This is a genomic window from Accumulibacter sp. (assembly GCF_023806635.1).
Lineage (GTDB): Bacteria > Pseudomonadota > Gammaproteobacteria > Burkholderiales > Rhodocyclaceae > Accumulibacter.
Genome location: NZ_JAMTDQ010000009.1, coordinates 17,270 through 37,159, shown reverse-complemented (window position 1 = coordinate 37,159; position 19,890 = coordinate 17,270). Strand labels below are relative to the sequence as shown.

18 protein-coding genes are annotated in these 19,890 nt (G+C 65.7%); 9 read left to right on the top strand and 9 right to left on the bottom strand.

Annotated elements, in window-relative coordinates; translation table 11 throughout:
• The first annotated feature begins 279 nt into the window (after positions 1 to 279).
• Positions 280 to 1,800: a hemolysin family protein gene (locus NFW30_RS02240; protein WP_295354345.1), complete on the top strand. Its 1,521-nt coding sequence runs from the start codon at positions 280 to 282 to the stop codon at positions 1,798 to 1,800.
• Between the two features lie 59 nt (positions 1,801 to 1,859).
• On the opposite strand, the gene NFW30_RS02235 is transcribed toward NFW30_RS02240, so the two are convergent.
• The 3 genes from NFW30_RS02235 to apbC all read right to left on the bottom strand — a co-directional run bounded on the left by NFW30_RS02235 (position 1,860) and on the right by apbC (position 5,987).
• Complete coding sequence (locus NFW30_RS02235; RefSeq protein WP_295354348.1) at positions 1,860 to 4,097, bottom strand: arginine/lysine/ornithine decarboxylase; 2,238 nt, start codon at positions 4,095 to 4,097, stop codon at positions 1,860 to 1,862.
• A gap of 111 nt (positions 4,098 to 4,208) precedes the next feature.
• Positions 4,209 to 4,775 carry a dCTP deaminase gene (gene dcd, locus NFW30_RS02230; RefSeq protein WP_295354351.1) on the bottom strand — a complete coding sequence of 189 codons (567 nt, stop codon included), beginning with the start codon at positions 4,773 to 4,775 and terminating at the stop codon, positions 4,209 to 4,211.
• 120 nt (positions 4,776 to 4,895) lie between these two features.
• Complete coding sequence (apbC, locus tag NFW30_RS02225) at positions 4,896 to 5,987, bottom strand: iron-sulfur cluster carrier protein ApbC (RefSeq protein WP_295354354.1); 1,092 nt, start codon at positions 5,985 to 5,987, stop codon at positions 4,896 to 4,898.
• Positions 5,988 to 6,115: 128 nt separating this feature from the next.
• Between apbC and NFW30_RS02220 the strand changes: the two genes are divergently transcribed.
• Entirely contained in the window at positions 6,116 to 7,255 is a 1,140-nt protein-coding gene (locus NFW30_RS02220; protein WP_295354357.1) for a PLP-dependent cysteine synthase family protein, read from the top strand.
• 24 nt (positions 7,256 to 7,279) lie between these two features.
• On the opposite strand, the gene NFW30_RS02215 is transcribed toward NFW30_RS02220, so the two are convergent.
• Both NFW30_RS02215 and NFW30_RS02210 read right to left on the bottom strand, forming a co-directional pair.
• Positions 7,280 to 8,110 (bottom strand): inositol monophosphatase family protein, encoded by an 831-nt coding sequence (locus tag NFW30_RS02215; protein WP_295354391.1) that lies wholly within the window; start codon positions 8,108 to 8,110, stop codon positions 7,280 to 7,282.
• A gap of 60 nt (positions 8,111 to 8,170) precedes the next feature.
• Positions 8,171 to 8,722, bottom strand: coding sequence for a thioredoxin family protein (locus NFW30_RS02210; RefSeq protein WP_295354359.1), 552 nt, complete (start codon positions 8,720 to 8,722; stop codon positions 8,171 to 8,173).
• A gap of 56 nt (positions 8,723 to 8,778) precedes the next feature.
• Here NFW30_RS02210 and NFW30_RS02205 point away from each other — a divergent pair, with 56 nt between their 5' ends.
• From NFW30_RS02205 to NFW30_RS02190, 4 genes are all read left to right on the top strand, one after another.
• Positions 8,779 to 9,540, top strand: a complete 762-nt coding sequence (locus NFW30_RS02205) for a 16S rRNA (uracil(1498)-N(3))-methyltransferase (protein ID WP_295354361.1) — start codon at positions 8,779 to 8,781, stop codon at positions 9,538 to 9,540.
• Entirely contained in the window at positions 9,533 to 11,251 is a 1,719-nt protein-coding gene (gene pap, locus NFW30_RS02200; RefSeq protein ID WP_295354364.1) for a polyphosphate:AMP phosphotransferase, read from the top strand. The genes NFW30_RS02205 and pap overlap by 8 nt, the downstream gene beginning before the upstream one ends.
• Position 11,252: 1 nt before the next feature.
• Complete coding sequence (gene argA / locus NFW30_RS02195) at positions 11,253 to 12,572, top strand: amino-acid N-acetyltransferase (protein WP_295354367.1); 1,320 nt, start codon at positions 11,253 to 11,255, stop codon at positions 12,570 to 12,572.
• A gap of 82 nt (positions 12,573 to 12,654) precedes the next feature.
• Positions 12,655 to 12,927, top strand: coding sequence for an oxidative damage protection protein (locus NFW30_RS02190; protein ID WP_034935091.1), 273 nt, complete (start codon positions 12,655 to 12,657; stop codon positions 12,925 to 12,927).
• A 201-nt stretch (positions 12,928 to 13,128) separates the two neighbouring features.
• Here NFW30_RS02190 and rpiA read toward each other — a convergent pair whose 3' ends face one another.
• Positions 13,129 to 13,791 (bottom strand): ribose-5-phosphate isomerase RpiA, encoded by a 663-nt coding sequence (rpiA, locus tag NFW30_RS02185; RefSeq protein WP_295354371.1) that lies wholly within the window; start codon positions 13,789 to 13,791, stop codon positions 13,129 to 13,131.
• A 165-nt stretch (positions 13,792 to 13,956) separates the two neighbouring features.
• On the opposite strand from rpiA, the gene NFW30_RS02180 reads away from it, so the two are divergent.
• The gene (locus NFW30_RS02180) at positions 13,957 to 14,331 is read left to right on the top strand and encodes a diacylglycerol kinase (protein WP_295354373.1); all 375 of its coding nucleotides are present in this window, start codon (positions 13,957 to 13,959) and stop codon (positions 14,329 to 14,331) included.
• A 202-nt stretch (positions 14,332 to 14,533) separates the two neighbouring features.
• Here the strand turns inward: NFW30_RS02180 and ftsX are convergent, their stop codons facing one another.
• From ftsX to ftsY, 3 genes are read right to left on the bottom strand one after another with little or no spacing between them, the layout of a single operon-like run.
• Positions 14,534 to 15,433, bottom strand: coding sequence for a permease-like cell division protein FtsX (gene ftsX / locus NFW30_RS02175; RefSeq protein ID WP_295354376.1), 900 nt, complete (start codon positions 15,431 to 15,433; stop codon positions 14,534 to 14,536).
• Positions 15,430 to 16,125: an ATP-binding cassette domain-containing protein gene (locus NFW30_RS02170; protein ID WP_295354379.1), complete on the bottom strand. Its 696-nt coding sequence runs from the start codon at positions 16,123 to 16,125 to the stop codon at positions 15,430 to 15,432. Before NFW30_RS02170 ends, ftsX begins: the two co-directional genes overlap by 4 nt.
• Positions 16,122 to 17,114, bottom strand: a complete 993-nt coding sequence (gene ftsY, locus NFW30_RS02165; RefSeq protein ID WP_295354382.1) for a signal recognition particle-docking protein FtsY — start codon at positions 17,112 to 17,114, stop codon at positions 16,122 to 16,124. The genes NFW30_RS02170 and ftsY overlap by 4 nt, the downstream gene beginning before the upstream one ends.
• 94 nt (positions 17,115 to 17,208) lie before the next feature.
• Between ftsY and NFW30_RS02160 the strand changes: the two genes are divergently transcribed.
• Positions 17,209 to 18,576 (top strand): pitrilysin family protein, encoded by a 1,368-nt coding sequence (locus tag NFW30_RS02160; protein ID WP_295354385.1) that lies wholly within the window; start codon positions 17,209 to 17,211, stop codon positions 18,574 to 18,576.
• A 14-nt stretch (positions 18,577 to 18,590) separates the two neighbouring features.
• The gene (locus NFW30_RS02155; RefSeq protein ID WP_295354388.1) at positions 18,591 to 19,886 is read left to right on the top strand and encodes a pitrilysin family protein; all 1,296 of its coding nucleotides are present in this window, start codon (positions 18,591 to 18,593) and stop codon (positions 19,884 to 19,886) included.
• Positions 19,887 to 19,890 lie beyond the last annotated feature (4 nt).

The window sequence follows — 19,890 nt, the reverse complement described above, 5'->3', positions numbered from 1 at the left end:
CACTGCATTCTTCCTGCCGACAAAGCACGCATTCTAGCGCAACGGCTGCCAGCTGCCCCGCGCGGTCGGCGAGAGCCATGGCTGTGGCGGCGACGACAGGGCGGAAACGGGCAGGATCCGGGCATCAATGAAGTATGATTCGGCCTGCGCGAAGTGGATGCTCGAAAAATCCACCGCAAGACGAACAATCATGAACGGTGGGCAAACGCCCGCCAGGCTGCTGCCGGCGCCCGCAGGGGCGTTCTGGCCGCGGCAACGGAGACCAAGGAGGGGTGCCGCATGGAACAGATGACGCTTTACATGAATCTCGTGTTGATCCTGGTGTTCGTCGCCGGCAACGCGTTCTTCGTCGGCTCGGAGATCGCCATCTCGTCGGCACGACGCAGCCGGATTCGGCAGCTGGCCGAGGACGGCGACAAGCGCGCCGCCCGCGTCGAGATGCTGCACAACGAGCCGGAGCGCTTCTACTCGGTGACCCAGGTCGGCATCACCCTGGTCTCTCTCGGCCTTGGCGCAGTCGGCATGGAAACGATCAGCATCCTGACCGATCCGTGGTTCGTCGCTGCCTTCTCGCTGTTCGGCGGCAGCGAGGCGCTGATCAAGGCGGCGCACACCGTGTCCTACGTCTTCGCCTTCATCGTCATTTCGTTCCTGCACGTCGTCGCCGGCGAGCTGGCGCCGAAGGTGCTCGCCTTCCACAAGGCAGAACAGCTCAGCATGGCCGTCGGCTGGGTGATCAACATCATGTACCTGACCTTCAGGCCGCTGATCTATGTCATGAAGATGTCGTCGAATGCGCTGCTCTGGGTATTCGGCCAGCGCAACCTCGAAGGGCACGGTGAAAGCCACTTCACGATGTCGGTCGAGGAAATCCGCATGATCCTCTCGGCGAGCGAGAAGGACGGTACGCTCGCCCGCGAGGAGACCGAGATGATCCGCGGCGTCTTCAAGCTCGACGAGCATACCGTCCGCGAGGCGATGATCCCGCGGACGCAGATCCGCGCCCTCGCCCGCGAGGAGACCCTCGCCGAGGCACTGCGGCTCTTCCGCGACGTGCCGCACGCTCGTTTCCCGGTCTACGACAAGAGCCTCGACCGCATCACCGGCGTCGTTGCGATCAAGGAACTGCTGAGCGTCATGGCCGAAAGCAGTGGCGACAGGCTCGATGACGTCAGTCGGCGGCCCGTTGGCGAATTCGCGCAGGCGCCGTACATCGTGCCGAACAGCAAACTGCTCAGCGATCTGCTGAAAGACTTCAAGCGCACGCGGCAGCAGATGGCGGTGGTGATCGACGAGTATGGCGGTACGGAGGGAATCATCACCCTCGAGGACATCCTCGAGGAAATCGTCGGCGAGTACGAGGACGAGTTCACCCGCCAGGCGCGGCGGGTGAAGAAGCTGGTTGGCAGCCAGTACGAGATCGACGCCTCGATGCGCGTTTCCGACCTCGAGGGGCTGCTCGACTTTCCGTTCCCGAAGGACGACGACTACGTGACGCTTGCCGGCCTGTTCTACAAGCGGCTGGGCAGCGTGCCGGCGGTCGGCGATACCGTGCAGCTCGAGGGTGCCCGGCTGACCGTCCTCGAGATGGACAACCACCGCATCACGCTGCTCCGCTTCGAGGACACCGCTCTGGGCGAGGATGGTGTGCTGCGTCTGGTCGAGAATACTTCCGCGGGCGACCCGGCGCTACCGGAAGGCCACGAAGAAACGCCGCCGCCCAGCGATGCGGAGCACACGCAGCCGGCCGGCGGCACCATGGACCAGACGCCAGCGCCGGCAACGGCCTCCGAGCGCTGACGCGGTGCCCGGCAAGAGGCCACGATCGCCCGGCGCTGGCCGCTTGCCGAGCCGAGGATTCAGCGCACGCAATCGACGGAGTAGACCGGCCTGCCATCGACCACCGCCTTGACCAGGCCATGGACGTCGGTTTCGAAGCCCGGAAAGCGTTCGTTGAAATCACGCGCGAACTGCAGGTAACGGACGATCGTCGCGTTGAAACGTTCGCCCGGGATGAGCAACGGGATTCCCGGCGGGTAGGGCGTCAGCAGCGTGCTGGTGATGCGCCCCTCGAGTTCGTCGATCGGTACGCGGTCGATCTCCCGGTGCGCCATCTTGGCGAAGGCGTCGGTCGGTTTCATCGCCGGTTCCATGTCCGACAGGTACATGCGCGTCGTCAGGTGCGCGACGTCGTTCGCGGCATAGACGCCGTGAATCTGCCGGCAGAGATCCTTCAGCCCGTACCGGTCGTAGCGCGGGTTCTTGGCCAGGAACTCCGGCATCACCTTCCACAGCGGCAGGTTCTGGTCGTAGCCGTCCTTGAACTGCTGCAGTTCGGTCACCATCGTGTTCCAGCGACCCTTGGTGATGCCGATGGTGAACATGATGAAGAAGGAGTAGAGACCGCACTTCTCGACAATGATCCCGTGCTCGGCGAGGTACTTGGTGACGATCGCCGCCGGGATGCCCCATTCGGCGAACGCCCCATCCACGTCGAGCCCCGGCGTGATGATCGTCGCCTTGATCGGGTCGAGCATGTTGAAGCCCTCGGCGAGCTGGCCGAAACCGTGCCAGCGCTCACCCGGCCTGAGGATCCAGGCGGTCCGCTCCTCGAGGCCCTCGCCGCTCAGGTCCTCCGGCCCCCAGACCTTGAACCACCAGTCTGCGCCCCACTCGCTGTCCACCTTGCGCATCGTGCTGCGGAAGTTGAGCGCCTCGGCGATCGACTCTTCGACGAGAGCGGTCCCCTCGGGCGCCTCCATCATCGCCGCCGCGACGTCGCAGGAGGCGATGATCGCGTACTGCGGCGAGGTCGAGGTGTGCATCAGGTAGGCTTCGTTGAAGACATCGCGGTCGAGCTTGCGCCCTTCGGACTCCTGCACCAGGATCTGTGATGCCTGCGACAGGCCGGCGAGCAGCTTGTGCGTCGACTGCGTCGAGAAGATCATCGAGTCCTGGCAGCGCGGCCGATCGGCGCCGATCGCATGGTAGTCGCCGTAGAAGTCATGGAAGGCCGCGTGCGGCAACCACGCCTCGTCGAAATGCAGGGTGTCGATGACGCCGTCGAGCATCTGCTTGATCTCCTCGACGTTGTACAGGATGCCATCGTAGGTGCTCTGCGTGATGGTCAGCACGCGCGGCTTGCTGCCGACGTCACGGGCAAAGGGGTGCGCTTCGATCTTGGCGCGGATGTTCTGCCAGAGAAACTCCTCCTTGGGAATCGGCCCGATGATCCCGTAATGGTTGCGGGTCGGCATCAGGAAGACCGGGATCGCGCCGGTCATGATGATCGAATGAAGAACCGACTTGTGGCAGTTGCGGTCGACGATGACGATGTCGCCCGGGGCGACGGTCGAATGCCAGACGATCTTGTTCGAGGTCGAGGTCCCGTTGGTGACGAAGAACAGGTGGTCGGCGTTGAAGATGCGTGCCGCGTTTCTCTCGGAAGCTGCCACCGGGCCGGTGTGGTCGAGCAACTGGCCGAGTTCCTCGACCGCGTTGCAGACGTCGGCGCGCAGCATGTTCTCGCCGAAGAACTGGTGGAACATGCGCCCGACGGGGCTCTTCAGGAAGGCGACGCCACCGGAATGGCCGGGACAGTGCCACGAGTAGGAGCCATCCTCGGCGTAGTGCGTCAGTGCGCGGAAGAAGGGTGGCGCCAGGCTCTCGAGATAGGCTCGGGCTTCACGGACGACGTAGCGGCTGATGAACTCCGCTGTGTCCTCGAACATGTGGATGAAACCATGCAGCTCGCGCAGGACGTCGTTCGGAATGTGGCGTGAGGTGCGCGTCTCGCCGTAGAGGAAGATCGGGATGTCCTCGTTGCGGCAGCGGATCTCCTTGACGAAGGCGCGCAGATTGGCGATCGTCTGGTCCGACCGGCCGTGCTTGAACTCCTCGTCGTCAATCGACAGGATGAACGCCGACGCACGGCTCTGCTGCTGCGCAAAGGAGGTCAGGTCACCGTAGCTGGTGACGCCGAAGACCTCGAAGCCCTTCTTCTCGATCGCCTTGGCGAGCGCGCGAACGCCGAGCCCGCCGGTGTTTTCCGAGCGGTAGTCCTTGTCGATGACGATTACCGGGAAGTTGAAATGCATGTGCGGAATCCAGTCTCTGATCGGGGTGGGATGTCGGCAATGCCAGTGTCAGCGTGCGGCGGGATGAGGGCAGTTCGGCGCGATGCCGCCCCGGTGGCGCTCGCGGGGCGTTCAGATCTTGGGCAGGGTGACGCCCACCTGCCCCTGGTACTTGCCGCCGCGATCCTTGTAGGATGTTTCGCATTCCTCGTCGGACTCGAAGAACAACACCTGGGCTATGCCCTCGTTGGCGTAGATTTTCGCCGGCAGCGGCGTCGTGTTCGAGAACTCGAGGGTGACATGCCCCTCCCATTCAGGTTCGAAGGGTGTCACGTTGACGATGATGCCACAGCGGGCGTAGGTGCTCTTTCCCAGGCAGACGGTGAGCACGCTGCGCGGAATGCGGAAGTACTCGACGGTACGGGCGAGGGCAAAGGAGTTCGGCGGGATGATGCAGAAATCGTTCTTGACCTCGACGAAGGAGTTCGGGTCGAAATTCTTCGGATCGACGATCGTCGAATTGAGATTGGTGAACAGCTTGAATTCATCCGAACAGCGGATGTCATAGCCGTAGCTCGAGGTGCCGTAGGAGACGATGCGGCGCCCATCCACCGAACGGACCTGCGTCGGTTCGAAGGGGTCGATCATGCCGTGCTCTTCCGCCATGCGGCGGATCCACCTATCCGATTTGATTGACATTGGTCGTTACCCGCACACCGCCGAGAGGGAAGGAATGCTCATTCTACGGCGTCCGGGCAGCGGATGAAACCGCCCTGACGGGCGAGACGGGCAAGCGCCCGTCAGGGCCCCGTCGTCGCCTCAGGTGTTCTGGACGACGATGTTCGGAAAGCGTGCGCTCATGTCGCGCGCCCGCTCGGCGACCTTCACCGCCAGGCGGCGGGCGATCGTGCGGTAGATCTCGGCCGCCCGCGAATCCGGCGCACCGACGACGGTCGGGGTGCCGGCATCGGTGAGTTTGCGGATCGACAGTTCGAGCGGCAACGCGCCGAGAAACTCGGTGTCGTAGTCGCGGCACATCTGCTCGCCGCCACCGTGGCCGAAGATGTGTTCCTCGTGCCCGCACTGCGCGCAGATGTGGATGCTCATGTTCTCGACCAGGCCAAGGATCGGGATGCCGACCTTCTCGAACATCTTCAGTCCCTTGCGCGCATCGATCAGGGCGATGTCCTGTGGCGTCGTGACGATGACCGCGCCGGTGACCGGAACCTTCTGCGACAGGGTGAGCTGCGTGTCACCCGTTCCCGGCGGCATGTCGACCAGCAGGTAATCGACGTCCTGCCAGTTGGTCTGCTTGAGCAGCTGCTCGAGGGCCTGCGTCACCATCGGGCCGCGCCAGACCATCGGCGAATCGATGTCGATCATGAAACCGATCGACATTGCCTGCAGCCCATGGGCGAGAAGTGGATCCATCGACACGCCATCGCTCGACTCCGGTCTCCTGCCGGCCAGGCCGAGCATCTGTGGCTGTGACGGGCCATAGATGTCGGCGTCCAGCAGGCCCACTGTGGCGCCCTCCTGTGCCAGTGCCAGCGCCAGGTTGACGGCCGTCGTGCTCTTGCCGACGCCACCCTTGCCCGAGGCGATGGCAATGATGTTCTTCACCCCCGGCAGCGGCTTCAGGCCGCGCTGCACCGTATGCGCGACGATTCCCGCCGCGACATGGACACTGACGTTGGCGATGCCGGGGATTGTCCGCAATCCAGCGATGATCGATCGCCGGATCTCGTCGATCTGGCTTTTCGCCGGATATCCGAGTTCGATGTCGAGCGACACGTCGCTACCGTCGATCCGGATGTTCCGTGCCGAACGCGTCGTCAGGTAATCCTTGCGGGTGTTGGGGTCGATGACTTGTCTCAATGCCGCGTGTACGGCTTCAGTGGTGATGGACATCTGTTCGCATTCCGGTGGTTGATAGTTGAGCGATTTACTATAGTTTAACCCAGAATCGCGCCCGGCGTGCGCCACTCGCGCGAGCACGCGGTTTTGCCCGTGTTCGCGATGGCTGTTAAGCTCCGCTCATGAGAACCACTGCGCACCCTGCGGCAGCGCCAGACAGGGCCTGGGTCGTCGCCGCCGTGCGCCGCATCGAGGCCGATTTCCAGCGCTCCAGCGACACCCACCTGATACCTCTTTCACTTCCCGGCTGGCCTGGGATCGATCTGTACCTCAAGGACGAATCGAGCCATCCGACGGGCAGCCTCAAGCATCGCCTCGCGCGCTCCCTGTTCCTCTATGCGCTGTGCAACGGCTGGCTGCGCGAGGGAACCAGCGTCGTCGAAGCCTCCAGCGGTTCGACGGCGATCTCCGAAGCCTATTTTGCCCGCCTCCTGTCGCTGCCTTTCGTCGCCGTGATGCCGGCATCGACCTCCCCCGAGAAGATCGCCGCGATCGAGTTCCAGGGTGGGCGCTGCCATCTGGTCGACGATCCGACGACCATTGGCAGCGAATCCAGGCGGCTGGCCGACGAACTCGGCGGCCATTGCCTCGATCAATTCACCTACGCCGAGCGCGCCACCGACTGGCGCGCGAACAACAACATCGCCGAGTCCATTTTTCAGCAGATGCGCCTCGAGCGCTACCCCGTGCCGGAGTGGATCGTCTCCGGCGCGGGTACCGGCGGCACCGTCGCCACCCTCGGTCGTTACGTTCGTTACTGCGCGCGCAGCACCCGTGTCTGCGCGGCCGACCCGGAAAACTCGGTGTTCTTCGATCACTTCCGCACCCGGCAGCCGGATCTCCGCCTCCAGGCGGGCTCGCGCATCGAAGGGATAGGCCGCCCATGCGTCGAGGCGTCGTTCCTGCCACACGTCATCGATGCCATGGTCGCAATCCCGGACGCCTGGTCGGTCGCGGCAATGCACGAGCTCACGAACCGTCTTCGGCGCAGTGTCGGCGCCTCGACCGGCACCAACCTGATCGCCACCCTGGCGTGCATGGCACGGATGCGGGAGCGCGGTGCGACGGGTTCGGTCGTGACTCTGCTGTGCGACTCGGGGGATCGCTACCGGCACACCTACTACAGCGAGAGCTGGCTGCAGCAGTCTGGTCTGGGTTGTCAGCGTGAGCGCGTCGCGGTCGCCGTGGCGCTCGACAGCGGGGTGATTCCCGCTGAACTGTCCGCCGCTTGGCGGCTGGCCGGCGAACTGGCGGCCGAGTAGCCGGCAGCCACCGGACAGGCCGTGTCAGCGAGTGTCGTCCTCGCTGGCGCTGCCGCGGGGGGGCGTGTCCTGGCGCACCCAGTCACGCCAGGCGGCGAAGACGGCCGGGTGCAGGGCGGCGATGACCGGCCGCCGCCAGACGTCTTCGGCGTCATAGTCATCATGCACCAGCGAACCCATCCGGCCACCGGCCTCGCTCAGGATCAGGCTGCCGGCGGCGTAATCCCAGAGCATCTGGCCGCCATGCAGATACAGATCCAGTCGCCCGGCAGCCAGGTTGCACCAGTCGAGCGTCGAGCTGCCGAAATTGCGCTGCGAGTAGAACGGCGGGCGAACGGCTATGCGGTCGGCCAGTGGCTTGGGGATCCTCTTGAAGTCGACGCCCCCGACGGCGCGGGCGATGTCGGAGGTCACCTGGCGCAGCGGCAGGCGGCGGCCGTTGAGGTAGGCGCCATTGCCCTGACGGGCGTAGAACATCTCGTCGGTGATCGGATTGTAGGTGACCGCCAGGCGAACGCGACGGGCACTCAGCCAGGCCAGCGAGACGGCGAAGCATGGTAGCCCGTTGATGAAATTGGTGGTGCCGTCGATCGGATCGATGCACCAGAGGCCGCGCGGGTCGTCGCCGCTGGCCTCCCAGATGGCGCGCTGCGCCGCAGGTGACATTTCCTCGCCGATGATCGGGCACGGACGGATCCCGCTCAGGCGCTCGACCAGGAAACGCTGCGCCGCGACGTCCGCTTCGGAACACAGTGACCCGTCGTCCTTGCGTTGGCCGTGGCTGACACGCAGGAAGCGCGGAATGATCTCCCGCTGCGCCACTTCACGTACCAGCGCGATGCTCGCGTCGAGCATCCGCTTGAGTTCGCCGTCAGTCAGTGGCGCGACCGCGCTGCCCTCCTCCCGCATGCCCGCTCAGTGACGCCACTTGATCGAGCAACCGATACTAGGCGTCTGCAGCGCGGGGCCCTCGCCGGTCACGGCCACCAGGCGCATTGCCTCCACCAGTTCGCGCCGCGCATCCGGGAGCGCCGGCATGCGGCCGCTGGCATCGAGGCGTCCGCGGTACTGCAACGCGAGATCGCGGTTGAAACCGAAGAAGTCGGGCGTACAGACGGCGCCGTAGCTGCGAGCCACGTCCTGCGTCGGGTCGTACAGATAGGGAAAGGGGAAATCGAGCGCCTTCGCCACGCGCCGCATGTTGTCGAACGAATCTTCGGGATACTCGACCGGATCATTGCTCATGATCGCCGCCACCCCGATGCCGAGGCTCTGCAACTCGCGTGCGTCGCGGCAGATGCGGTCGATGATCGCCTTGACGTACGGGCAGTGGTTGCAGATGAACATCAGCAGCAGACCGTTGGCGCCGCGCAGGGTGGACAGGTTGTGCTGCGCGCCGCTGGTATCGGCCAGCGCGAAATCCACGGCCTGCCAGCCAAAGTCACACACCGGTGTATTGAGCGCCATGCGCCAGAAGCCTCCAAACTGCCAACATCGAACGCGGGAGAACTTATAATAGCACGGTGAACCATCCGCGCTTTCATTGCCCGCTGCCCTTGGTCGCCGGCGCCCGCCTCGATCTGCCGGAACGGGCGGCGCACCACGCCAGCGCCGTGCTGCGGCTGCGCTGCAACGATGAGCTGACCCTCTTCGATGGCAGCGGCGGCGAGTATCGCGCGCGAGTCGTCGCCAGCGACCGTCGCCGCGTGACGGTCGAGCTGAGAGACTGGTCGGCTGTGGAGCGCGAGTCGCTGTTGTCGGTCACGCTCGTCCAGGCAGTGCAGGCTGGCGACAAGATGGATCTGACCATACAAAAGGCGGTCGAACTCGGCGTCGCGCGGATCGTGCCGGTACTGTCACGCCGCAGCGTCGCGCGTCCCGCCGGGGAGCGGGCCTGGCGCCGCCTGCAGCACTGGCAGGCGGTGATCGTCTCCGCCTGCGAGCAGTGTGGTCGCAACCGGCTGCCGGAGCTGGCGCCCATCGAGTCGCTCGACAGCTGGCTGGCGCGACCGCCATTGGCCGCTGCGGTGCGGCTGATGCTGGCCGCGGATGCGGCACGGTCTTTGCCGGGTGTACCGGCCATGTCGGTCGGCCAGCCAGTCGAGCTGCTGATCGGTGCCGAAGGTGGGCTGGCTGCAGAGGAAGTGCAGCTGGCGGCGTTTTCAGGCTTTTTGTCAGTGCGTCTGGGTCCGCGTGTCCTGCGTACCGAGACGGCTGGCCTCGCAGCCCTGGCAGCCCTACAGGCCGTATGGGGTGATTTCAAGGAGGAGACGACTGATGTTTGAATCGGCAGAGCTGGGACACAAGATCGACAAGGAGACCTTCAAGGTCGTGGAGCCGCAGTTGCGGGCGGGGCTGCTCGAAGTCCAGGAGCAACTGCGGGCCGACGCCAGCTTCCCCGTGGTCATCCTGATCAGCGGGGTGGATGGTTCTGGCAAGGGTGAAACGATCAACGTCCTCTACGAGTGGATGGATCCGCGCTTCCTGTCGACGCATGCCTTCTACGCCCCGACCGCGGAGGAACGGGAGCGTCCGTCGATGTGGCGCTACTGGCGGGCGCTGCCGCCAAAAGGGCGCGTCGGCATCTTCTCCGGTTCCTGGTATTCGCATCCGATTGCCGAGCGGGTCAGCAACGACATCTCGCGCGCCGACTTCGACCAGCGGATGGACCAGCTCAATCGCTTCGAGGCGATGCTGGTGAACGAGGGGGCGCTCGTCCTCAAGTTCTGGATTCACCTGTCGAAGGACGCGCAGCGCGAGCGACTCAAGTCGATCGAGGCCAACCCCCTCACCCGCTGGCGAGTGACCAAGGCCAGCTGGGACCGCCTGAAGACCTACGACAAGCTGCAGGAAGTGGCCGGACACCTGCTGCGCACGACGAACACGCCTTGGGCGCCGTGGATCATCGTCGAGGGAACCGACGACCGCTACCGCTCGCTGACGGTCGGCAAGACGATCCTGGACGCGCTGCAGAAGCGCCTGGCCGACAAGCGGGAGCAGAACTCGCCGGTCGCGCCACCCTTCGCGCCGCGCATCGACCGTCTCGACGTGCTGAGTTCGCTCGACATGACGCAGAGCCTGACGAAAAAGGAGTACGAAACCGAACTGGCCACCTGGCAGGCGCGTCTGGCGGAGCTGATGCGCCATCCCGACTTCAAGAAGAGGGCCCTGATCCTCGCCTTCGAGGGGGCCGACGCCGCCGGCAAGGGCGGCGCGATCCGGCGGGTGATGTCGGCCATGGACGCGCGCCAGTACCAGATCATCCCGATCGCCGCGCCGACCGAGGAAGAGCGCGCGCAGCCCTATCTGTGGCGCTTCTGGCGTCACATGCCACGCCTCGGCCGGGTCGTCATCTTCGACCGCACGTGGTATGGCCGGGTCCTCGTCGAGCGGGTCGAAGGCTTCTGCAGCACTGCCGACTGGCTGCGCGCCTACTCCGAGATCAACGATTTCGAGCACGATCTCTGGCACGCCGGCGGCATCGTCATCAAGTTCTGGTTGCAGATCAGCGACGAGGAACAGCTGAAGCGCTTCGAGGACCGCGCCCAGGTCGAGCACAAGCGCTTCAAGATCACCGAGGAGGACTGGCGCAACCGGGAAAAGGCGGGTGCCTACCACGAGGCGATCTGCGACATGATCGATCGCACCAGTTCCGGCACGGCACCGTGGACGCTCGTCGAATCCAACGACAAGTATTTCGCTCGCGTCAAGGTGCTGCGGACGATCTGCGAGCGTCTCGAGAAGGAATTGAAGGTCGACCCCGCCAAGCAGCCGCGGATGGTCATTGCCACGATCGCCAAGGCGGAAGGCCCGCAGGAGGTTGCGGCCAAGGTTTCGCCGGCGGCGGCAGCGGACAGCGCGCGGCAGTCGAAGGCGCAGCGGGCGAAGGAGTTGCGCGGCGAGAAGGCGCTGGCGGCGAAAGCGGCGAAGGCCGCGAAGGCGGCGAGGGAGGACAAGTCCGGCGAAGCGGAAGGAAGGGCCAGCCCCGCGGCGTGAGATGGGTGAGCAGCCGAGTTCCGCAGCCTTCGTGACCTGGTTCAGGTCGGTCGCGCCCTACGTCAACCTGTTTCGCGGCAAGACGTTCCTGATCGCCTTTGGCGGCAAGGCGATCGCCGGGCAACTGGCGCGCACCCTGGCTTACGACGTGAACCTGCTGGCCGCGCTCGGCGTCCGCCTGGTGCTGGTACACGGGGCACGACCACAGATCGAAAGCCTGCTGCGGCAGCGTGGGCTCGCTTCGGTCTATCACGGCAACTACCGCGTCACCGACGCGCAGGCGATCGGCTGTGTCATCGATGCGGTTGGCCGCATCTACGTCGAGATCGAGGCGCTGCTCTCGCAGGGCCTCGCCGATACGCCGATGGCGAACAGCACGATCCGCGTCGTCGGCGGCAACTTCATCACGGCACGGCCGGTCGGCGTCGTGGACGGTGTCGACCTGCAGTATTCCGGTCAGGTCCGCAAGATCGACGCCGAGGGCATCCGCGCCCAGCTTGGTCTGGGCAACATCGTCCTCCTCTCCTGCACCGGGTCGAGCCCGACCGGCGAGATCTTCAACCTGGCGATGGAGGAGGTGGCGGAGGCGGTGGCCACCTCGCTGCTGGCAGACAAGCTGATCTTCCTCTCCGACAGCCCCGGCGCAACCGACATCGACGGCGCCCTGCTCGACGAACTGACGGTCGAAGCGGCCGAGCGGCTGATCAGTCTCGGTGACTGGCTGTCCGCCGACCTGCGGCGTTACCTGCCGTGCGCCGTGCGCAGCAGTCGGGCCGGTGTCGGTCGCGTCCATCTGATCGGTTACGACGAGGACGGCACCCTCCTGCGCGAGCTGTTCACCCATGAAGGGGTCGGCACCGTCATCACACGCGAATCGCTGGAGCAACTGCGCGACGCGCGTGCCGACGACATCGGCGGCCTGGTCGCATTGATCGAGCCGCTGGAGGAGGACGGAACGCTCGTCCGGCGCTCACGCGAAATGCTCGAACGCGAGATCACCCGTTTCTCGCTCGTCGAGCACGACGGCGTCATCGTCGGCTGCGCGGCTCTGTATCCCTATGGTGAAGGGCAGGCGGAACTGGCCTGCCTGGCAGTGCATCCGCACTATCGCCGCTGGGGCTACGGCGCCCTGCTGATGAAACGGATCGAGGCACGGGCGCGTGCCAGCGGCGTCACGCGACTGTTCGTGCTGACGACGGTGACCGCCCACTGGTTCAAGGAGCGCGGCTTCGCGGTCCGCCAGGTCGATGATTTGCCGGCCGAGCGAAGGCTGGTGTACAACCTGCAACGTCGTTCGAGCGTGCTGATGAAGGAGCTGTGAGCGGCGCTGCCGCCCTGGCTCGATCAACGGCTGCCCACGTTCGCAGAGCAGGGCCAACGAGAACAAGCAAGGAGCTGAACAGATGGCAAGAATGGTCCAGTGTGTCAAGCTCGGCCGCGAGGCCGAGGGTCTTGATTTTCCACCGTACCCCGGCGAGTTGGGCAAGCGGATCTTCGATTCCGTGTCGAAGGAGGCATGGCAGCAGTGGATCCGCATGCAGACGATGATCATCAACGAGAATCGCCTCAACCTGGCGGATGCCGCGCACCGAAAGTACCTGGCCGAGCAGATGGACCGTCATTTCTTCGGCGGTGGGGCCGACCGGGTGCAAGGCTACGTGCCACCGACGCGCTGAGAGCTTGGGAAGAAATCGTCGCGAGCAGGCCGGGATGCAAGGCGCGAGCGAGCGAACGACGAGACAAATCAGATCGATGGGCGAGGCGTGAGCGAGTGGGCAACGCCGCAGATCGGTTGCACGGCTGATGCCTTCACAGGCTCTCGGCGGGAGGTGTACTGCGAGGCTTCGGGCTGGCTGCGGCTCTGCAGATGGTCCGCTTCAGTCGGCGAGCAGCGTTTGCACGCCGCTGGCCGAGGCCAGCAGGCAGACGTCTGCCGGGCGGCGGGCGAAGAGGCCATTGGTGACGACGCCGACGATCTGGTTGATGCGGCTTTCGAGGGCGGCGGCATCGGTGATCTCGATCCCATGCAGGTCGATGATCAGGTTGCCATTGTCGGTGATGCAGCGCTCGCGCACGACCGGCTTGCCGCCGAGTCGTGCCAGCTCCCGCCGGACGTGACCCAGGGCCATCGGGATGACCTCGACCGGCAGCGGGAAGCGGCCGAGTACCGCGACCAGCTTCGACTGGTCGGCGATGCAGACGACCTTCTCGGCGACCGCGGCGACGATCTTCTCGCGGGTCAGGGCGCCGCCACCGCCCTTGATCATCTGCAGCGAGCGGTTGATCTCGTCGGCGCCGTCGACGTAGACCGGCAGCCGGGATACCTCGTTGAGATCGAGGACCTTGATCCCGTGGGCTTCGAGGCGTCGTCTGGTCGCTTCCGAGCTGGCGACGGCACCGCTGATCCGTTGCCTGAGCGACGCCAGTTCATCGATGAAGAAGTTGGCCGTCGATCCCGTACCGACGCCCACGACCTGTCCTTCGACAACGTGCGGGATGGCGGCACGCGCCACCGCCTGCTTCATTTCGTCCTGGGTCATGGTGTGCGTTGCGGCTCCTGTCGGCTCTGGATGATCGGCCCGCCATTGTAGCGACGGGGCGTGCCGAATGACAGCGCGGCAGCGGCAATCGTCCGCCTGCCGGCGCGGTGGCGTCCGCCGACTGGTCATACTCGCGTGCAGTCGGCCACAGCAGGGGGATGGAGCATGGATGAACAAAGCCCGTTCAAGGGCCAGACGGGACTGCGGCGCCTGTGGAAGGCGCTCGGCTATTCGCGTGCCGGACTGAAGGCCGCCTACGAGGCTGAAGATGCGTTCCGCCAGGAGGTCTTGCTGGCAGTGCTGCTGATCCCGCTCGCCTTCGTCCTGGCAGAACGGGGAATGGAGCGTGCCCTGCTCATTGGCAGCGTGCTCCTGGTGCTCATCGTCGAACTCATCAACTCGGCCATCGAAGCCGTCGTCGACCGCGTCTCGCTCGACCGTCACCCGCTGGCCGGGCGGGCCAAGGATATCGGCAGCGCGGCGGTTCTGATCGCGCTGCTGAACGTGCTCGTGGTCTGGTCGGGCGTTCTGCTCGGCTGAGAGCTTGTGAAGAAACCGTCGCGAGTTGGCCGGGATGCAAGGCGTGAGCGGGCGGACGACGGGACATCGCCGATGGATGGGCGACGAGCGGGCGAGGGCGCGACGCCGCAGGTCGGTCGCGCAGTGGATGTATTCACGATGCCTGAGTTCCGTTGCTCGCCGCCACGGGCTTCCGCCCCCGCGTCGGCAGCTGCCGCAGCCCTCAGGCGAAGCGCCGCAAGTGCATCAGCGCCGAAATCCAGGCGCCCAGCCAGCCAAGCGCGGCACCGATCGCCGCGAGGAAGGCAACGTGTCCCGCGCCCAGCCCCCGCAACGTGAAGTTGGTGCCGTAGAGCTGGGTGAGCTCGGCGACCAGAGGTGTCAGCAGATGGAAGCCGACGGCCACCAGCAGTGTCGCGCAGAGGCCGCCGAGGGCACCCTGCAGCATGCCGAAGTAGTGCAATGGCCGCTGGATGTAAGCGTCGGTGGCGCCGATCAGCCTTGCCACCTCGATCTCTGCCGCCTGGGCGAGGATCTGCAGGCGGATGGTGTTGAAGGTGATGGTGACCAATGCGGCGGCAAACAGGACGCCGAGCAGCATGACGACCAGGCGACCGAGGCGAAGCAGGGCATCGAAGCGCTTGACCCAGGCAGAGTCGAGCTGCACGTGCGCCACCCTCGGCCAGCCCGCAAAGGTCTTCGCCAGTCGCTCGAGTTCCGCCGGCTGCGACTCGCTGGGCGTGACGACGAAGGCATCCGGCAGCGGGTTGCGCGGCAGGCTGGCGACGATATCCGCCATTCCCTCGGCCGCCTGCAGTCTTTTCAGCGCCTCCTCGCGCGCCACGAAGCGCCACCTGCCGATCTTGCCTGCCTGCAACCGGTTTTCGATTTCGGCAATCTCCCGCTTGCCGGCATCCAGGCTGAGGAAGACGCTGATCTGCTGCACACCCGGCGAATCACCCGTCAGCGCGCGCAGGTTGTCGATCAGCAGCCAGCCTGCAGTCGGCAGGGTGAGGGCAATGCCGATGACCAACAGCGACAACAGGGAGTTGAGCGGCGCCGTCGCGAGTCGACGGCAGGCGTCGCGCATCGCCGCCCAGTGCTGCGCCAGCCAGATGCTCACGTGGCTGCCCCGGCAACGGCGGTGGCGGGTGCCGCCGGCAGTTCGCTCATCTCGCCCTGGTCGAGACGCAGGACACGTGGCCGCAGAACCGGCAGGCTCGTGGGATCGTGGGTGGCGAGCAGCACCGTCACGCCGACCTGCTGGAAGGCGTGGAAGATATCGAGAATCTCGCGCGCCGAGGCGGCGTCCAGGTTGGCGGTCGGTTCGTCGGCGAGGATGATCGCTGGCCGATTGACCACCGCCCGTGCAATCGCCAGCCGCTGCTGCTCGCCGCCCGAGAGGGCGATCGGCAAGGTTCGCTCGCGATTCGGCAGGCCCACCTTGGCCAAGGCAGCCTGCGCTCGCCGCAGTGCGTCGCGCGGCGGGTGGCCAACGATTGCCAGCGGCAGCAGGACGTTGTCGAGGACCGTGCGATCGAAGAGCAGCTTGCGATCCTGGAAAAGCAGTCCGAGCTTGCGCCGCAGATATGGAACGGCACTGCGGCTCAGGGCCGCGAGGTTCTGACCATTGATCACGATGCTGCCGGAAGTCGGTCGTTCGATCGCCGCCAGCAGCTTGAACAGGGTCGATTTGCCGGCCCCCGAATGCCCGGTCAGGTAGACCATCTCGCCGGCAGTGATCTCGAAGCTGACATGCCGCAGCGCCTCGCGGCCCTCCGGGTAGCGCTTCGTCACTTCGCTGGCGGTGATCACTCGAACAGTGCGTCTACGAAATCGCGGGCCACGAAAGGCCGCAGATCGTCGATCCCCTCGCCGACGCCAATGAAGCGAACCGGTTTCGGACACTGGCGGGCGATCGCTGCGACGACACCGCCCTTGGCCGAGCCGTCGAGTTTGGTCAGGACCAGGCCGCTGACCTGGATCGCCTTGTCGAACGCCATCACCTGCTGTACGGCGTTCTGGCCGAAGGTGGCGTCGAGCACCAGCAGGGTCTCGTGGGGTCCGGTCGGCTCGGCTTTCTGGATGACGCGGCGCACCTTGGCAATCTCGTCCATCAGGTGCAGTTGCGTCGGCAGGCGGCCGGCAGTGTCGGCGAGGACGACGTCGATGCCGCGCGCCCTGGCGGCGGCGATGGCGTCGAAAATGACCGCCGCCGGGTCGCCCGACTGCTGCGCGATGACCGTCACGTTGTTGCGCTCGCCCCAGGTCTGCAACTGCTCGCGAGCGGCGGCACGGAAGGTATCACCGGCAGCCAGCAGTACCGACAGTCCCTGCGCCTGGAAGTGCTTGGCCAGCTTGCCGATCGAGGTCGTCTTGCCGGCGCCGTTGACGCCCGCCAGCATGATGATGAATGGCCGATGGCGACGCGGGTCGAGAGCCTCCTCGAGCGGCTGCAGGAGCTCGCAGAGGATCTCCGACAGCGCTCGCTGGATGGCTTCCGGGCTGTCGAGGCGGTCGCGTCGGGCGCGCTGCCGCAGATGGTAGAGGAGATGCTGCGTCGCATCCAGGCCGACATCGCTGCCCAGCAGCAGCGTCTCGAGTTCTTCGAGCAGTTCCTCGTCGACCTTGCCGCGCGCGAAGAGATGTTTCAGCTTGCCGCCGAACTGGGCTCGCGTCCGCGCCAGTCCCGCCTTCAGCCGCAGTCGCCAGGGTGCCGGGCTGGCGGTGGCGCTGCTTTCGCCGGTGTCGGCGTTCTTTGCGACCGGGGCCTGATCAGGGGATTTCTTGCCGAAACCAAACATGGCGTGCGGATGTCTCAGAGGCGCCCGGAAGCGCAGGCGGTGGTAAGATGCCGGCCGATTCACCGACACGCGGAAATTCTATCAGAAGCGAACCATGCCCATGCGCCATGCACCACCGATTGCCCTGCTGATCGCCCTGACGACGAGCATCGCCGCGTGGGGAAACCCGCACGAGCGGCAACTGGCGAATGGCCTGCGGGTGATCGTCAAGGAGGATCACCGTGCGCCGACAGTGGCGCACATGGTCTGGTATCGGGCCGGCAGCATGGACGAAACCAGCGGCAGAACCGGTGTCGCGCACGTTCTCGAGCACATGATGTTCAAGGGAACCCCGACCGCCGGTCCCGGCGAGTTCAACCGCCGCGTCGCCGCGGCTGGTGGCCGCGACAACGCGTTCACCAGTCGCGACTACACCGCGTATTTCCAGCAGGTGCCGAAGGGGAAGCTGCCTGAAATGATGCAGCTCGAAGCCGACCGCATGCGCCACCTGAGCCTCGAAGAGAAGGAGTTCGCGCAGGAGATCAGGGTCGTCATGGAGGAGCGCCGCCTGCGTACCGAGGATCAGCCGCAGGCCTTGCTGTACGAGAAGCTCAATGCCGTTGCCTTCCAGGTTCACCCCTACCGCGTGCCGATCATCGGCTGGATGACCGACCTGCAGAGCATGACGGTGAGTGACGCCCGTGCCTGGTACGACGACTGGTATGCGCCCAACAACGCCTACGTCGTCGTCGTTGGCGACGTCGATCATCAGGAGGTCTTCCGGTTTGCCGAGCAGTACTATGGTGTCCTGCCGGCGCGCACGCTGCCGGTCAGGAAACCGCAGGACGAACCGCAGCAGGCCGGCATCCGCCGTCTGACGCTGCAGGCGCCGGCGGACCTGCCGGTGGTGATGATGGCGTACAAGGTGCCGGTGATACGCCATGTCGAACAGGACGTCGATCCCTATGCGCTCGAGATGCTGGCGGCGGTGCTCGCGGGCCACGACGCCGCCCGCCTGAACCGCCATCTGGTGCGCGAGCAGCGACTCGCCGTGAGCGCCGGTGCCAGCTACGACTCGACCGCACGCGGTCCCGGCATCTTTCATCTGCACGGCGCACCGAGCTCTGGCCGCAGCCGGGGCGAACTCGAGGCCGGGCTGCGCGCCGAACTGGCGCGGGTGCGGGAAGAGGGCGTGAGCGCCGAGGAACTCGCTCGAGCCAAGGCACAGCTCATTGCCAGCCAGATCTACAAGCTCGATTCGATCTTCGCGCAGGCGATGGAGATCGGGCAACTGGAATCCGCAGGCATCCCGCACACCATGAATCGGCGGCTGATCGACAAGCTGCAGGAAGTCAGCCGGGAACAGGTGCAGGCGGTCGCCAGGAAGTACTTCGGCGACGAGGCGCTGACGGTCGCCGAACTCGATCCGCAGCCCTTGCCGGCAACACCGCGCCCGCGGTCACCGTTCGTTCCCCGCCACTGAGTGAGCGCCCGCCCATGACACCACGCCAGCTGCTGCTCACCCTTTGCCTGCTTCTCTGTGCCCAACTGGCACACTCCGGGCCAAGGATCGAACGCTGGCAGACCAGCGCGGGAACGCGCGTCCTTTTCGTCGAGAACCACAGCCTGCCGATCATTGACGTACAGATCGACGTCGCGGCCGGTTCTGCGCGCGACGCCGCAGGCAGGGAAGGCGTGGCCGGCCTGACGCGCTCGCTGATCGACCTCGGTGCCGACGGCCTGGACGAGACGCAGATCGCCAACCGGCTGGCCGACCTCGGTGCGCGGCTGTCCGGTGGTGTCGATCTCGACCGCGCGTCGCTGACCCTGCGCACGCTCTCGATGGTCGACAAGCGCACGCCCGCGTTCGAGCTGTTGCGCGCCATCATCGCGGGCCCGACCTTTCCCGCCGACGCCTTCGAGCGCGAGAAGGCGCGCTCGCTCGCCGCCCTCAAGGAGGCGTTGACGCGTCCGGACGCAATCGCCAGCAAGGCCTTCTGGGCGACGATGTACCCGGGGCACCCCTATGGACGCCAGGCGACGCCCGAGTCGCTGACGGCGCTGCGGCGTCAGGATGTGCTTGACTTCCATGCGGCCCACTACGGTGCTCGCTCTGCCACCATCGCCATCGTTGGCGACCTTTCGCGGGCCGAGGCCGAGACGCTGGCCGAACGGTTGAGCGGCGGTCTGCCAGTCGCAGCGGCCGTCGGCGAGCTGCCGCAGCCGGAGTTGCCGCCTGCTGGCGCGGAGCGGATCGCCCATCCGGCGGTGCAGGCGCACCTGCTGATCGGGATGCCGGCACTCAAGCGCGGCGACCCGGACTTCTTTCCACTGGCCGTCGGCAACTACTCACTCGGTGGCGGCGGCTTCGTTTCGCGGCTGGTGAAGGAAGTGCGGGACAAGCGGGGGCTCGCCTACAGTGTGCACAGCTACTTCCTGCCACTGCAACAGCTTGGGCCGTTTCAGATCGGTCTGCAGACGCACAAGGGGCAGGCCGCTGAGGCGCTGCAAGTGTCGCGTGCCGTCCTTGACGAGTTCCTCGAACATGGGCCGAGCGAAGCCGAGCTGCTGGCGGCGAAGCAGAATCTCGTCGGCAGCTTTCCCCTGCGCCTCGACAGCAATCGCAAGATTCTGGAGAATGTGGCGATGATCGCCTTCTACGACCTGCCGCTCGACTATCTCGATCGTTATCCGGAGAACATCGAGCGCGTGACGACCGCCGAGATCCAGGCTGCTTTTGCCCGCCGGCTGCCGGTCGCACATCTGGTCAGCGTCGTCGTTGCCGGAGACTAGCCCT